The sequence below is a fragment of the Companilactobacillus formosensis genome, assembly GCF_005405305.1.
Taxonomy (GTDB): Bacteria; Bacillota; Bacilli; order Lactobacillales; family Lactobacillaceae; genus Companilactobacillus; species Companilactobacillus formosensis.
Genome location: NZ_BJDU01000002.1, coordinates 262,792 through 277,940, shown reverse-complemented (window position 1 = coordinate 277,940; position 15,149 = coordinate 262,792). Strand labels below are relative to the sequence as shown.

Sequence of the window (15,149 nt, the reverse complement as noted above, 5' to 3'; positions counted from 1 at the left end):
GAGAAGTTAATTTCTCGACCTGCTTTTTTGTAGAATTATTTTTGATTTTTCTTAGCTTGTTGCTTTTTGTACTGTAGACCGATTGGAACGAGGTTTTCTTTGCCTTTGAGTAATCGCTTGATATTAGGAATGTGACGAACATAAATAATAACGGTAACAATAGCAGCGACGGTAGTTAAGATCCAGTCGTGCAAAAATAACGAAGCGACAGTAAAGAAGAGTACGGTTGTTAAACTAGCCACGCTGACCATACTAGTAACATAAACGATTGTTGCTAAGACGATAAAACAAATCGTAAATAGTAAAGGATTGTAAGCTAGTAAAATACCGGCACTAGTAGCGACAGCCTTGCCACCTCTGAATTTCAAGAAGATAGAGAAGCAGTGGCCAATAACAGCACAGATTCCGACGAAAAGAACCCAATGATGATCGAGTCCAAAGAAGACCGGCATCAACGCTCCTAAGGTTCCTTTTAAGATATCAATTATCAAAACAACAGTTCCGGCGTATTTACCGAAGACCCGGTAAGCATTTGTGGTTCCAACGTTACCACTACCGTAATCGAAAATATTTTTGTGGAAAAAAATCTTTCCGACTAGATAAGCAGTTGGAAATGAGCCGATTAAATAGGCTAAAATGGCACAAATGAGAAGTTTCATTAAAAAATCACTCTCTCAGCTTTATTTTTTGGTATATTGTAATTCTATGGTGTTTTACAAGAATTATAAATACCAACCTAGACATTATCCACTATTTTAGCTAAAAATAAAAGATTTCTCTTGAATACGAACGTATATTCGTATAGTGTGGATAGTGTTATAATACTAAAATAACTGCAGTAGTAAATGAAAAAGGAATGATATAAATGCCAAAATCATCTTATGATGATTCGTCAATTCAAATCCTTGAAGGATTAGAAGCTGTACGAAAAAGACCTGGTATGTACATTGGTTCCACAGATTCACGTGGATTACATCACTTGGTCTATGAAATTGTCGATAACGCAGTCGATGAAGCTCTATCAGGATTTGGTAAGGAGATCAATGTCACTATCAACAAAGATAGTAGCATTACTGTCGTTGATCACGGTCGAGGAATGCCAACGGGAATGCATTCATCTGGTCGTCCAACGATTGAAGTTATCTTAACGGTTCTACATGCCGGAGGTAAATTCTCCGAAAATAGTTACAAAACGTCTGGTGGTCTACACGGTGTAGGTTCATCAGTTGTAAATGCCTTGTCCGAATGGATGACAGTTCGAGTCGTTCGTGATCACAAAGTTTACGAAGAACGTTTTGAAAATGGTGGTCATCCCGTTGGAACCTTGAAGAAGACGGGTTCAACTAAAGAAGGCAGTGGAACAACAATCAGTTTCAAACCTGACAAGACGATCTTTCAAACAACCAAATTTAATTTCGATACTTTAGCTGAAAGACTTCGTGAGTCAGCTTTCTTGCTCAAAGGTGTTAAATTTACCATCACCGACAAACGTGGCGAAGAAGACAAAGAAGAAGTATTCCACTATGAAGACGGTATTCAATCATTTGTTAAATACCTCAACGAAGGAAAAGATGCTTTAGGTGGAATTTTCTACGTAGAAGGTACTAATTCAGATATTGAGATCGAATTTTCTGGTCAATACAATGACGGTTATTCTGAAAATATTATCTCGTTTGTTAATAATGTTCGGACTGCTGATGGTGGGACGCACGAAGCCGGAATGAAGTCTGGTTTAACTAAAGCGTTCAATGACTATGCTAGAAAGGTCGGACTATTAAAAGAAAATAGCAAGAACCTTGAAGGTAGTGATGTTCGTGAAGGTTTATCAGCAATTATTTCCGTTCGTATCCCCGAAGAAATTTTGCAATTTGAAGGTCAAACTAAAGGAAAACTTGGTACTCCTCAAGCAAGATCAGCTGTTGATCAACTAGTTTATGAACAAATGAGTTTCTACTTGATGGAAAATGGTGAGCAGGCACAAATGCTCGTCAAAAAAGCTCTCAAAGCCCGTGAAGCTAGGGATGCTGCCAGAAAAGCTCGTGAAAGTACTCGTAGCGGTAAGAAAAACAAGAAAACTGACGGGTTGTTGTCTGGTAAATTGACACCTGCTCAATCAAAGAATCCTGATAAGAATGAGCTATTCTTAGTCGAGGGTGATTCTGCCGGTGGCTCTGCTAAACAAGGTCGAGACAGAAAATTCCAAGCCATCTTGCCATTGCGTGGTAAGGTTTTGAATACTCAAAAGGCTAAACTAGAAGACATCTACAAAAACGAAGAAATCAATACGATGATCTATACTATCGGTGCTGGTGTCGGAGCTGACTTCAAACTTGAAGACAGAAATTATGACAAGATCATTATTATGACCGATGCCGATGATGATGGTTCTCACATTCAAATTTTGTTATTGACGTTCTTCTATCGCTACATGCGCCCATTAGTTGAATCAGGCCACGTATACATTGCCTTGTCACCACTTTATCGTTTGCAAAAAGGTAAAGGTGCTAAGACAAAGACTAAATACGCTTGGACGCCAGATGAATTGAAAGCTGGTATCAAAGAAATGGGTAAAGGGTACGACTTGCAACGATTCAAAGGTTTAGGTGAAATGAATGCCGATCAACTTTGGAAGACGACTATGGATCCTGCCAATCGAATTTTGATTCGTGTCAATATCGATGATGCTGCATTAGCAGAACGTCGTGTAACTACCCTGATGGGTGACAAAGTTAAACCACGTCGTGATTGGATCGAAGAAAATGTTCGTTTCAACGGAACTGAAGAAGGGGACAATATCCTTGAAAAAGTTGATGCAACTGATCCAATCGACAGTAAAATCGTTGACGATTTATTGAATAAGGAATAGGTGATAAAAAGTGACTGAAAATTCTCCTAAAATTCAAGATATCTCGCTCGAAAAAATCATGGGAGATCGATTTGCGAGATATTCAAAATCAATTATTCAAGAAAGAGCTTTACCTGACATTCGAGACGGTTTGAAACCAGTTCAACGTAGAATTTTGTACTCAATGTTTTTGGATGGCAATACGTATGACAAAGGATTCCGTAAGTCAGCCAAGGGTGTTGGTAACGTCATGGGTAATTTTCACCCTCACGGAGATTCTTCAATTTATGAAGCTATGGTACGACTTTCCCAAGATTGGAAATTACGTGAACCTCTAATTGAAATGCACGGTAATAACGGTTCAATGGATGGTGATCCACCAGCCGCTATGCGTTATACTGAAGCTCGCTTGAGCAAGATATCGACAGAAATGTTACGTGATATCAATAAAGGTACCGTCGATGAAGAGTGGAATTTCGATGATACCGAAAAAGAACCAAAAGTTTTGCCAGCTAGATTTCCTAATCTTTTAGTTAATGGTGCAACTGGTATTTCTGCTGGTTATGCAACAGAGATTCCGCCACACAACTTAGGTGAAGTTATCGATGCTACAGTTAAAATGATCGACAATCCAGACATTACTTTGGATGAGTTGATGAAGATCGTTAAAGGACCAGATTTTCCAACTGGCGGTATTTTACAAGGAAAAGATGGCATCAAGGAAGCTTATCAAACTGGACGTGGCAAAGTCTTTCTTCGTTCTAAGACGACTATCCAAGAGATTCGTGGTCATAAATCACAAATCGTGATTACAGAGATTCCTTACGAAGTTAATAAAGCTCAATTAGTTAAAAAGATGGATGAAATCAGAGTTCTCAAAAAGGTCGAAGGTATCGCTGAAGTCCGTGATGAATCTGACCGTCAAGGTCTTTCAATCGTTGTTGAATTAAAGCGGGATGTCGATGCTAATGGAATTTTGAATTATTTGTTTAAAAACACTGATTTACAAGTTTCTTATAACTTCAATATGGTGGCTATCGCTGATATGTCGCCACAACAGGTCGGTTTGATTCAGATTCTGAAGGAATATATCAAACATCAAGAAGATGTTGTTTTACGTCGTAGTCAATTTGACCTAGCAAAAGCTAAGAAACGTTTGCATATTGTCGAAGGTTTGATCAAGGCCTTGTCGATTCTTGACAAAGTAATTAAAACTATTCGTGGCAGTAAGAATAAATCCGATGCCAAGAATAATTTGATCAAGTCATATAAATTTACTGATGAACAAGCGGAAGCTATCGTTTCCTTGCAACTTTATCGTCTGACGAACACTGATGTAACTGAGCTTGAAAAAGAAGATCAAGAATTGAATGACCAAATTGCATCTTTGAACAAGATCATTGACGATCACCAAACTCTGATGAACGTAATCAAAAAAGAATTATTAACGGTTCGTGATACATACGCTGACAAACGTCGGACTAAGATTGAAGCTAAAGTTGAAGAAATCGAAGTTGATACTTCAGTTATGGTTGCTAGTGAAGACGTTCGTCTATTAGTTAGTCATGATGGCTACGTTAAACGTAGTAGTTTACGTTCTTATCAAGCATCTAGTCCAGAAGACAATGGTCTAAAGGATGAAGATTATCCAATCATCGATCAAAACGTCAATACGCTTGATCACGTCTTTATTTTCACTGATAAGGGTAATTTGATCTATCGTCAGATTTTTGAAATTGAAGATAGTCGTTGGAAAGATACCGGTTCTCACTTGTCTCAGCAAGTCGGGTTGGACACTGATGAATCAATTCTCAAAGCTTTCGTCTTCAAGGACTTGAAGGGAACAGGCAATTTCTTGATTGCTACGAATGAGAATTACATCAAACAAGTTGCGTTCAGTGACTTGTTGCCGGGACGTACTTATAAGTCTCGTGCTTCGAAATATTGCAAGATCAAGTCAGCTGATGCTAGAGTTATGAACGTTTACTACTTAGCTAGCGATTCTTCTGATTTAGTTTATGTCTTTACAAAACATTCTTATGCTTCAGCCTTTCCAGTCTCTGAAGTGCCAGTAGTTAGTGGTAAAGCTATTGGTGTTAAATTTGTCAGTCTAAAGGCTGACGACCAATTGGCTGGATATTTCTTATCAACTGATGAAAATGAAAAAATTGCTTTATTGACGCAACGTGGTTCATACAAACAAATGAAATTATCAGAGATTCCCGTAACTAGCCGTGCTCGTCGAGGTGTCTTAACGTTGCGTGAATTGAAACGTAATCCACATCGAGTGCAATTAGTAACTAATATTTCAAATGATGAGTCGATTGCAATTATCACTGACACTAATAAAGAAATTGAAATCGATCGTGCTGGTCATCAAAGTACCGACCGCTATTCTAATGGTTCGTTTATCATGGATCCGGAAACTGATGGGATTCCAGTTAGATTTGTCAAAAAAATTGAAGAAAAATAGGATATAAAGAGCATAGTTTTACGTTATATAGTATTATTATCTTATTGAATATATTAATTTTTACTATGACAAATAATTAGGAGGATTCTTTATTGCTGGACGAAAAATCAAGAAGAGTCTTTAGTTCCAAAGCTTTGAATTACTTTGACGAGTTGACTAAAAACATGAGTTATACTAAAACTGCTCAAATGTTAGGTATTACGCAGCCAGCTTTGACTCAGCAGATCAAAAAAATTGAACGCGTGGTGGGAGCTCCATTGTTTTATAGTGTTGGTAAGAAGATTTACTTAACTGACGCGGGAACATCCCTCCTAAAGGCTACACATCAAATGTTTGACTTGATCAACAATGTGACTGATCAAATTCAACAAGCATCATCAGAAAAAAGCGGTACGATCAGCATTGGTCTATTATCAACAGCTGAATCAGTTGTGATCGAAGACTTTATTGTCGAATACAATCGCATCAATCCAAACGTTGTGATTGATTTGAATTTGTTAACTCGAAAAGAACTTTGGGATAGTATTCAAAATAACCGCATCGATTTGGCAATCATGTATTTACCAGATAGAAATATTAAGAGTTGGAAGATTTACAAGTCTAAAAAGATTATTAGTGATAATATAATGTTGATTCACAATAATGAGAAATTTAGCAAGAAAAAATCAGTCTGTTACAAGGATGCAACACAAAAACCTTGGGCAACTTATTTGAAGAGTTATTATTTCTCAGAGTTATTGCAAGAACGTTATCGGGATGCTTTAGTAGACTTGCCAAAAGTAATTGCGAGATTTTCATCTCCTTATCAACTTTTGAAGTTTACACAAGAATCCGACGACGTTTATACGGTTTTACCATTGAGTTTTTGTATTGCACACGAATCAATGTTTAAACTTTATCAAACACCACTTGAACCAGCTATATCAAGTGATTTATCATTTGTATATCGAGAAGATAAAGAAAAGATTCCACGGATTCAAGAATTCTTGAATGAATGGGATAATTTCTTAGATAAAATGAGTTATATAGATCGTTTGAAATCTTCAAGATAAATTATTTTATAAAAGGGGTATAAAACAACATGCCAGAAAAAGAATTAGTATTTGGACACAAGAATCCTGATACAGATGCTGTCTCAGCAGCAATTGCTTATTCATACTTACAAAACAAATTGGGTTACAATACTGAAGCTGTAGCTTTGGGCGAACCTAACCTAGAAACAAAATTTGTTTATGATCACTTCGATGTGAAATTCCCACGTGTAATTTCTGCTATTGATGGGGAAGTTAAGAAAGTTATGCTTGTGGATCACAACGAAAGACAACAAAGTGTCAGTGACATCGATACTGTTGAAGTTACTCACGTAGTTGATCACCACCGTATCGCTAACTTTGAAACTGATTTGCCATTGTACTACCGTGCAGAACCACTAGGTTGTGTAAGTACAATCGTTTGGAAGATGTACAACGAATCAGAAGTAGAAATTCCTGAAAAGATTGCTGCTATCATGGCTTCATCAATTATTTCTGATACATTGCTATTGAAGTCACCTACAACAACTGACGAAGACCGCGATGCTCTTAAAGATTTGAGCAAGATTGCTGGAATCGACTACGAAACTTATGGTCTTGAAATGTTGAAGGCTGGTACAAACTTAGACAGCAAGTCAACTCAAGAATTGATCGACATGGATGCTAAGAGTTTTGACATGAATGGTACAAGTGTACGTGTAGCTCAAGTTAATACTGTTGATGTTGATAATACTTTGAAGCGTGAAGCTGATTTTGTTAAAGATATCAAGGCAGAAAATGCTGATCAAGGATATAACTTGTTTGTCCTATTGATTACTAATATCTTGACTAGTGATACTACTGGTGTTGTTATCGGTGACGATGATGCTATCAGCAAGTTTGAAACAGCTTTGAATACTAAAGTTGAAGATAACAAGGCTGCTTTACCTGGCGTTGTTTCACGTAAGAAGCAAGTTGTTCCTCCATTGAATGAACAATTTTAATTAGATGAATAAATTTAGCCCTTTCAGGATGGTATTTTTATAGCCTGAGAGGGCTTTTTTTGTAGGCGAGATCATTCTTAGTTAATTAAGTTAAATATGTTCGAACGTAAAATATTATTTATGATAACGATTTACGAAAAGAGTTATTTAGTTTTCAGAATAAAAATAATTTAAACATAATTAAATAATTGTAAACGGTTCCCATACTATTGCGATGCAAAGTTATCAAAAAAATAAAATATTTATCATGATATTTTTAATGAAAACGAACTTTTTTCTTGAAAACGCATTCTCGTTTTTGATATAATATCCACATTGCTGAAAAATTGCTTTGTTATTTTGAACTAAAGGGAGTTTGTAAAAAATGAGTATGGTAAATATTTTAATTGGACTAATGCCGATGATCGGTTGGGGCTTGTACCCAATCTTAACTGGTAAATTTGGAGGAAAGCCAGTTAACCAAATTATTGGTTCAACATACGGTACATTTTTGTCCGCTATTGTAGTAGCACTTGTTACTCAAACACCACTTCTAAGTGGTAAGGCATTGCTATTCACTTTCTTGTCCGGTGTTTGTTGGTCAGCTGCTCAATCATTAGTTTTCTACGCCTTTGCTGAGATGGGTGTTTCGAAAACTATGCCAGTATCAACTGGTTTCCAATTGATCGGTACATCGCTTTGGGGTGTGATCGTTTTAGGTGAATGGCCTGGTATTACGGCTAAACTATTTGGTGGTTTTGCTATTCTTTTGATCATTATTGGGGTCTACTTGACTACTTACAGTGAAAAGAAAGTTTCTGAGAGTGAATCAGGCGTTGTTAAAGGTATTACATTAGTATTGATTGCTACAATTGGTTATGTTGGTTATTCAGCCTTTCCACAAGCAGTAACAATCAATGGATTTGAAGCCTTCTTGCCACAAGCCTTTGGTATGGCAGTTGCCGCAACTGTTTTTGGTTTTCTTACTAAGAGCAATCGTGAAGCTAAGCCTTACAAGTCAAAGAGTACTTATCTAAACATCATCAGTGGTATCTTCTTCGCTTTTGCTGCTGCAACATACTTGATTTCATCTCGTAAAGATGTTAATGGATTAGCTACTGGATTTACACTTTCACAGATGAACGTTATCATTGCTACATTAGGTAGTATTTACTTCCTTCATGAAAGTAAGACACGTAAAGAAATGGTCATGGTTATTTCTGGATTAGTACTAGTAGTTATTGCTGGTGTTATCACAGCTTTCTTATAAGATACAAATAAAAAACACGCTGGAAAATTAATTCCAACGTGTTTTTGTTATATATCAGAGAGTTTATAAGTTTATTGGTCTATATCTTTTTCAATTTATACAAAATTGGGAGGATATTTATTTGTATATAGTATTAATGAGAAAACCATATTTTGTAATGTATATCTAAGGAGTATATTCGTCAGATATCATTTCCTATCTGACAACTAAAATATAACTCCTTTTTGTTTAGTAGTTAAATAAAACGCTCATCTTAATTTTTATATTTACGTAATGCTGGTGGGTTATATGAGTCTATAAAATCTTTTATCTCAGTTAGTGAATCACTGAAGAGTAAAGTCTTTCGTGTAGCGGGTTCCATGAAACCTTGTTGTGCCATCGAATCGAAGAATTTTTCCAGTGGATCGTAGTAGTGATTGATATTGTAAAAGATACAAGGATTCTTGCTGTCGCCTAAAATTGTCCATGAGAAGGCTTCGGTGATTTCTTCAAGAGTCCCAGGTCCACCTGGTAAGGCAATGTTAGCAACGGAATCACTGAGCATGGTTTGTTTTCTAACTGAGATATCAGAGACGATGTCCAATTTGGAAATCTCTTCAAATGCTAATTTGCGGTCGAAAAGTTCTTGAGTAATGATTCCGTGAACGAAACCGCCGTTTTCTAAGACGCTGTTAGCAATGACACCCATTAAACCAAATTTACCACCGCCATAAGTTAGACCGTAATTATTTTCAACGATCCACTGACCGAGCTTTTTAGCTCCTAATTTGTAAACTTCATCATTTCCTGTAGCAGCGCCACAGTATACAGCAATATTTTTCATTTTTCACACTTTCTAAATATCAAAATTTGTCTCGCGCTTTAAACGACGATAATACATGAAAGAAGGAGTATCCAAAGCGTCCAAAGCTCGTTGCTGGTCAGCACTCAGTTCTTTTGTGCTTAAAGCCAGTAGGATAAAAGTCGTATAGAGTTTTTTAGGCGAGAGGTCTAATTTAGTAGCCTCACTGTCACGTTTTAGATCACGATGAATTGCTGGAACAGTCAAGAGGGGACTGTTAGCACCACGGTTGCGACTCAAGAAGAGATTGTCGTTGTTCCAGTAGGTCTTGTAAGGTTCAATGTAATTGCGATATACAGTTAAGAATCTAGTCTCATCTTCATCAAAATCTAGTTGATTGAATTTTTGATAAAAGCCTGCTTGCATAGCTTCCTTATAGTTAAAACCTTTTGCCACGATCAGAATTAAAAGTCTCGTATAAACACTTAAGTCAGCTTGCAAGTAATATGGAAGCTTTAAGAAGACTTCTACGGGAAAATCACTCTGCTTGGGTACAGTGACACTATTTATGTTTAAAGTTGGAATCTCGGGCGTTTTTTTAGCACTGAAGAGGTATTTAAAGTAGACATTCAGATTACTAATAACTTTATTGATCGTACTAGCACTGAGCTGCAATTCTTCCAACATAAAGTTCTTAAACAGTCTGACATCCATTTCATGGACATCTTTGATATCTTCAGTGATTTTATAGTCAGGATTGTGTTGAATTGTATAATTAAAAAAATCAGTCAGCGAATTCATATATTCGGTATGAGCTTTATCAGAAATTTTTCTGGTTTTTAGATAAGCTTCAAAACCAGTCAAATAAGGAATTTTAACCATTAGAAAACCTCCTTTTTTATATTATACAGTTAAGTTAATCTTTGGAACAAAAAAGCCAGGCTTTTAACCTGACTTTTGTATTTAATTGACGGTAATTTCTAACGCTTTATCACCAGCAGAAACTGATTTATCTTCAAAATCCCCCATATCTTTAACAGCATCTGAATTAGTGATGATAGTCATGATCGGTGTATCTTTACCACTGTCTTGAACTTTTTGTAAGTCCATAGTAGCCAGCTTTTGACCGGCCTTAACAGTGTCGTTTTCTTGAACGAACATTTCAAAAGGTTGTCCATTCAACTCAACTGTATCGATGCCTAAGTGTAGCATAATTTCTAGCCCATTTTTAGAAGTGATCATTAAGGCGTGTTTAGTAGGGAATACTGTTCCGATAACACCGCCAATGGGAGCGACGATTTCGTTATCGCTTGGTTTAACCGCAAAGCCATCGCCCATTAATTTTTGTGAAAAGACTGGATCGTTGACTTTATCCAAGTGGATCAATTCACCATTAGCTGGCGAAACGAATTCATCGATCTTTTTTCTAGAAAATAACCCCATGTTTAATCTTCCTCCTTGAAATTCTTAGCAATAAATTTTTGTGAAGAGATGATTTCTTTGACGTGTTTAGAAAAGTCTAACTTGAAGTAACTGTAATACAACAAATCAATTGCATAGAATTGGGCAATCAAAGAGGTGGTTGCGGCACTTCGCAAAGAACTGTTTTCGGTACTGTCATCGTGAATCAAAACTACATCTGACATTTTTGCTAAAACGCTTTCATTTTTATGCGTTAATACAATTATAGGGATTTTATTTTGTTTTGCAAGACGTGCTAAATTGATTGCTTCCTTAGTTTCACCAGAGTTAGAGACGATCAAAACAGCTGCTTGTTCTTTTTTGGCCAGTAAAATCGTTGCTATAACATGAATATCGTTATTAGTAATGACTGTTTTACCGATCCGGAAAAATTTTTGTTGGAAATCTTCAGCTACCAAGTGGGAGGCACCGATTCCAAAACTCACGATAGTCTCTTTTTGGCTTAGGATTTTTATCGCTTGAGCTAGAGAAGCATCGTCCAAAATGCTATTAGTTCTGATTAAAGTTTGATTGATTCGAAAAGATAACTTGTCTTTTAAATCATCGATAGAGTCCTTAGGGTCTAGTTCATCGTAGATTTTTTGGTTCAATTCACTTTCAGCTGACAATTTCAGTTTGAAATCAGCAAAACCATTGGGACAAAATATTTTAGCAAATCTAACAATTGAAGCGGAACTCGTTGGTATGGCACTGACTAGTTCTTGAACACTCATCGAAATTACTTTCGCCGGGTTATCAATCACGTAGTGAGCAATTTTTTGTTCCGTCTTCGTTAATTCGGGTAATTTTTGTTTGATTGAAAAGATTAGACTTTCCATAGATTAGTCCAATTCAGTAGCCTTTTTAGCATCTTTAGGAACACCGAAGAAGTAAGTAGCAATGAAGCCTCCAACGTAGGCAGCTAGTAATCCTAAGATGTAGCCTAAGACGTGTCCGTTAGTAATCAATGGGATCAAAGCAACACCAGAAGGTCCAATAGCGATAGCACCGACGTTACCGAAAGCACCAACAACGGCACCACCAATACCACCACCGATACAAGCAGTAATAAATGGACGACCAAGTGGCAAAGTAACACCGTAGATCAATGGTTCACCGATTCCTAAGAAACCAACTGGTAGAGCACCTTTGATCATATTAGTTAATTTCTTGTTTTTCTTGCAACGAATCCAAAGAGCTAAAGCAGCACCAACTTGTCCAGCACCAGCCATGGCAAGGATAGGTAATAGCAAAGTAGAACCAGTTTTGTCGATCATTTCAATGTGGATAGGAGTTAAGATTTGGTGTAATCCAAGCATAACCATAGGTAGGAAGAATAGTCCTAAGATAAATCCAGAGAAAGCACCACCGACTTTTAGAACCCACATTATGGAACCAACTAATGAGTCAGAGATAACACCAGCAATAGGCATGACGATAAAGATCGTGAAGACACCGACAGCAAGAAGTGTCAATGTAGGTGTGACGATGATATCGATCGAATCAGGGATGATTTTGTGCAATTGTTTTTCGATGATTGAAAGAATCCAAACAGCAAAAATAACTCCGATGATACCACCTTGTCCAGCTGAAAGAGCTGAACCATTAAAAATGTTTTGGAGTGGAACCTTAGGATCAACTCCAGAAAGTAAGGTTACGGCACCAATGACACCACCAAGACCGGGAGTTGCTCCGAATTCTTGAGCGGAGTTGATACCAACATAAATAGCTAAATAAGCAAAAACACCATTTTTAATAACGTTTAAAACAGTAATAAATTCAGTCCAACTCTTACTGATATCGCCAGCGACTAACATGTTGGAAAGAACGGCGGCGATACCACCAATTAAACCAGCACCGACGAAAACCGGAATCAAAGGTACGAAAATATTAGAGATGGATTTCAAGACGGCTTTAGTTTTAGAAGGTTTGATCTTCTTCTTTTGTTCAGCCTTAAATTCAGCCGCTCTTTGAGTAACTTCGGCTTTAGCTTTTTGGTGTTCAGATAATTGTGGTTGATCATCATCTGCTAAATCTTTAGGGAAGGGTTCACCTAATTTGACGCCAACTTGGTCGATCATTACTTTGGCTACTTTATTTACTAGGCCAGGTCCAACGACAACTTGTAAGGTGTCTTCTTGAACGACACCTAAAACACCATCGATTGCCTTTAGTTTTTCCATATCGACCTTATCGTAATCACGGATCGTCATTCTGACCCGAGTCATACAATGAATCAATTTTTCCACATTGCTAGGTCCCCCGACAGCACTGTATATTTCACGAGCTAAGCGTTCTTCTTTTTTCTCAGCCATGGTTTTTAATCCTCCTTCATAGCTTTTCTGACAAAACCATCGTTTTGCTTGAGATTTTTGACGGCTTCGTCTTTATCGCTACCAGTTAAAATCATAATAATTGCGACTTTGACATCTTGATTGGCGGATATTAATGTATCTGCTGCTGTTTGATAATCGCAGTCGGTTGCTTGCATGATAATTCTCTTGGCACGTTCAACTAATTTATCGTTAGTAGGCTTAACGTCGATCATTAAGTTTTGATAAGCTTTGCCAAGTTTGATCATTGAAGTAGTGGAGATCATATTTAAGACTAGTTTTTGAGCTGTGCCGGCTTTGAGACGAGTTGATCCGGTCAAAACTTCTGGACCAGTGACTACTTCGATTGGATATTTAGCAAATTTTGAAATTTCAGCATTTTCGTTACAAGCGATACTGATCGTTGCTGCTTGAACTGTTTGAGCGTACTTTAAGGCCCCGATAACGTAAGGCGTGCGACCACTAGCGGCTAAGCCAACGACGGCATCATCTTCATTTAAATCGAGTTTTTTCAAATCTTCTTGTGCTAAACTAAGTGAATCTTCGGCACCTTCAACGGCAACTGTCATAGCGCTTTGACCACCAGCAATCAGTCCTTGAACTAGCGTTGGGTCGGTTCCAAAAGTAGGCACACATTCAGCAGCATCTAAAACTCCTAAACGACCACTGGTACCAGCACCTAAATAAATCAAACGGCCACCTTTTTTGAATTGTTGGATAATAGTTTCTACGGCATTTTCTATTTGGGGCAATTGTTTTTGAATAGCGAGTGGAACGGTTTGATCTTCTGAATTCATTAGTTGCAAGATCTCAGAAACTGACATGGTGTCTAATTCCATACTCTTTGGATTGCGTGTTTCAGTACTTAATTTTGTTAAATCCATAATTTCACTCCTTGTAATTTATCCTAAAGGCGGTATTGGCACTAAAGTAAGGTAGTAGTTGAATCGAAGCTTGGTCTAAATGTCCGCAGACGTTGACTTTTTCATCCATTGGTAAATCAGTTTTGATGATTTGAACTTCACCCATGTAGCGCCCATATTTTTTATTGTCGATCGTAATTGAACCAGTATTTCGAGGGATGGTATCGAGTGGCTCAACTATTTTTTTATTTAAAACGTTTATCCCACGGCTCTCGACGACTCTGACTACTTGAGCAGCCGGATCAGGTCGGTTGTGTAGGACTTTGTTGACTAAATATGGTGGAAAGTGTGGACTAGCTTTTAAACATAGATCTAAAACACCATCATTAAAGTAGTCTTTAAATTTAGTTTGATAAGTCAAATCCAATCGAGGATCACCGATAAAAATTTTGTCGACACCGTATTTTTCTAGTTCTAATGCTGATGCTAATAAATCTTGTTGGCGCTGGTGTTCTAGAGTTGGTAATCCAGAATAAATTGGTCCACGCAAAGTCTCATTACCAGGAATAAATGCCTGTGTAGTTAAACCTAAGCTCTTTAACCAGCGATTCTTTTGAATGAACCAGTCTTTATCTAAACCAGTTTCAGGACGAGGATAAAAATTGTGCCAAGCTTCTAGATTTTTGAAATTAGCCTTGAAGTCCCTTAATTCGGTAATATCTTGTTTACTTAAAGTACTAGCGTTTAAAGCCACCGGACCATCAAGGGATAACTGAGCAATCTCTTGATTAGTGAAGCCGTCATCGAGTCGCAATGAAAAGCCTGTTAAATTGTGGGGCAGATTTTTAAGTGAATGCTTGTCGATATCTACAAATACGTGTAGTGATAAGTCATTGGTAAATTCAAGTAGTTCTTGAAGACGAGTGGCATACTGCGATGGTTCATCTTCAGGGATGTGAAGCGAAGTAAATATTTCATTAAAATGATGTTGCTGCATACTTTGAAAATATTTTCTATCATACTCATTCAAAGCATGATCGAGGTAATACGAAAACCCGAGCAATTGTTGACCCTCCTTTTAATTTGTAAGCGCTTTACAAGAAATATCATATAACCTATGTAACAAAATT

General features: G+C 37.2%; 13 protein-coding genes. 5 read left to right on the top strand and 8 right to left on the bottom strand.

Features of this window, described 5'->3' with window-relative positions; genetic code table 11:
* Window positions 1-35 precede the first annotated feature (35 nt).
* Window positions 36-659 (bottom strand): glycerol-3-phosphate 1-O-acyltransferase PlsY, encoded by a 624-nt coding sequence (gene plsY, locus FFM65_RS03645; protein ID WP_119317533.1) that lies wholly within the window; start codon window positions 657-659, stop codon window positions 36-38.
* 206 nt (window positions 660-865) lie between these two features.
* Between plsY and parE the strand changes: the two genes are divergently transcribed.
* From parE to rbsU, 5 genes are all read left to right on the top strand, one after another.
* Window positions 866-2,866: a DNA topoisomerase IV subunit B gene (gene parE / locus FFM65_RS03640; protein ID WP_119317534.1), complete on the top strand. Its 2,001-nt coding sequence runs from the start codon at window positions 866-868 to the stop codon at window positions 2,864-2,866.
* 10 nt (window positions 2,867-2,876) lie between these two features.
* Window positions 2,877-5,318 carry a DNA topoisomerase IV subunit A gene (gene parC / locus FFM65_RS03635; protein ID WP_119317535.1) on the top strand — a complete coding sequence of 814 codons (2,442 nt, stop codon included), beginning with the start codon at window positions 2,877-2,879 and terminating at the stop codon, window positions 5,316-5,318.
* A 95-nt stretch (window positions 5,319-5,413) separates the two neighbouring features.
* Window positions 5,414-6,370 (top strand): LysR family transcriptional regulator, encoded by a 957-nt coding sequence (locus tag FFM65_RS03630; protein ID WP_371851273.1) that lies wholly within the window; start codon window positions 5,414-5,416, stop codon window positions 6,368-6,370.
* 29 nt (window positions 6,371-6,399) lie between these two features.
* A complete protein-coding gene (locus FFM65_RS03625; protein ID WP_119317537.1) occupies window positions 6,400-7,332 on the top strand; it encodes a manganese-dependent inorganic pyrophosphatase in 933 nt (310 codons plus the stop codon).
* Window positions 7,333-7,696: 364 nt separating this feature from the next.
* The gene (rbsU, locus tag FFM65_RS03620; RefSeq protein WP_119317538.1) at window positions 7,697-8,581 is read left to right on the top strand and encodes a ribose/proton symporter RbsU; all 885 of its coding nucleotides are present in this window, start codon (window positions 7,697-7,699) and stop codon (window positions 8,579-8,581) included.
* A gap of 253 nt (window positions 8,582-8,834) precedes the next feature.
* On the opposite strand, the gene FFM65_RS03615 is transcribed toward rbsU, so the two are convergent.
* From FFM65_RS03615 to FFM65_RS03585, 7 genes are all read right to left on the bottom strand, one after another.
* Window positions 8,835-9,404 (bottom strand): LOG family protein, encoded by a 570-nt coding sequence (locus FFM65_RS03615; RefSeq protein ID WP_119317539.1) that lies wholly within the window; start codon window positions 9,402-9,404, stop codon window positions 8,835-8,837.
* A gap of 12 nt (window positions 9,405-9,416) precedes the next feature.
* Window positions 9,417-10,244 (bottom strand): site-specific integrase, encoded by an 828-nt coding sequence (locus FFM65_RS03610; RefSeq protein WP_119317540.1) that lies wholly within the window; start codon window positions 10,242-10,244, stop codon window positions 9,417-9,419.
* Window positions 10,245-10,325: 81 nt separating this feature from the next.
* On the bottom strand, window positions 10,326-10,805 hold the full coding sequence (locus FFM65_RS03605; protein WP_119317541.1) for a PTS sugar transporter subunit IIA: 480 nt from the start codon (window positions 10,803-10,805) through the stop codon (window positions 10,326-10,328).
* Window positions 10,806-10,807: 2 nt separating this feature from the next.
* The gene (locus tag FFM65_RS03600; protein WP_119317542.1) at window positions 10,808-11,662 is read right to left on the bottom strand and encodes a MurR/RpiR family transcriptional regulator; all 855 of its coding nucleotides are present in this window, start codon (window positions 11,660-11,662) and stop codon (window positions 10,808-10,810) included.
* Between the two features lie 3 nt (window positions 11,663-11,665).
* On the bottom strand, window positions 11,666-13,138 hold the full coding sequence (locus FFM65_RS03595; protein WP_119317543.1) for a PTS transporter subunit EIIC: 1,473 nt from the start codon (window positions 13,136-13,138) through the stop codon (window positions 11,666-11,668).
* A gap of 5 nt (window positions 13,139-13,143) precedes the next feature.
* A complete protein-coding gene (gene murQ, locus FFM65_RS03590; RefSeq protein WP_119317544.1) occupies window positions 13,144-14,040 on the bottom strand; it encodes an N-acetylmuramic acid 6-phosphate etherase in 897 nt (298 codons plus the stop codon).
* Window positions 14,041-14,044: 4 nt separating this feature from the next.
* Window positions 14,045-15,082, bottom strand: coding sequence for a MupG family TIM beta-alpha barrel fold protein (locus FFM65_RS03585; protein ID WP_119317545.1), 1,038 nt, complete (start codon window positions 15,080-15,082; stop codon window positions 14,045-14,047).
* Between the last annotated feature and the right edge of the window lie 67 nt (window positions 15,083-15,149).

Coding starts and splice junctions, on each gene's coding strand:
- FFM65_RS03615 (WP_119317539.1), bottom strand. CDS start 9,404: ATGAAAAATATTGCTGTATACTGTGGCGCTGCTACAGGAAATGATGAA.
- FFM65_RS03610 (WP_119317540.1), bottom strand. CDS start 10,244: ATGGTTAAAATTCCTTATTTGACTGGTTTTGAAGCTTATCTAAAAACC.
- murQ (WP_119317544.1), bottom strand. CDS start 14,040: ATGGATTTAACAAAATTAAGTACTGAAACACGCAATCCAAAGAGTATG.
- parE (WP_119317534.1), top strand. CDS start 866: ATGCCAAAATCATCTTATGATGATTCGTCAATTCAAATCCTTGAAGGA.
- FFM65_RS03625 (WP_119317537.1), top strand. CDS start 6,400: ATGCCAGAAAAAGAATTAGTATTTGGACACAAGAATCCTGATACAGAT.
- FFM65_RS03595 (WP_119317543.1), bottom strand. CDS start 13,138: ATGGCTGAGAAAAAAGAAGAACGCTTAGCTCGTGAAATATACAGTGCT.
- FFM65_RS03600 (WP_119317542.1), bottom strand. CDS start 11,662: ATGGAAAGTCTAATCTTTTCAATCAAACAAAAATTACCCGAATTAACG.
- plsY (WP_119317533.1), bottom strand. CDS start 659: ATGAAACTTCTCATTTGTGCCATTTTAGCCTATTTAATCGGCTCATTT.
- rbsU (WP_119317538.1), top strand. CDS start 7,697: ATGAGTATGGTAAATATTTTAATTGGACTAATGCCGATGATCGGTTGG.
- FFM65_RS03605 (WP_119317541.1), bottom strand. CDS start 10,805: ATGGGGTTATTTTCTAGAAAAAAGATCGATGAATTCGTTTCGCCAGCT.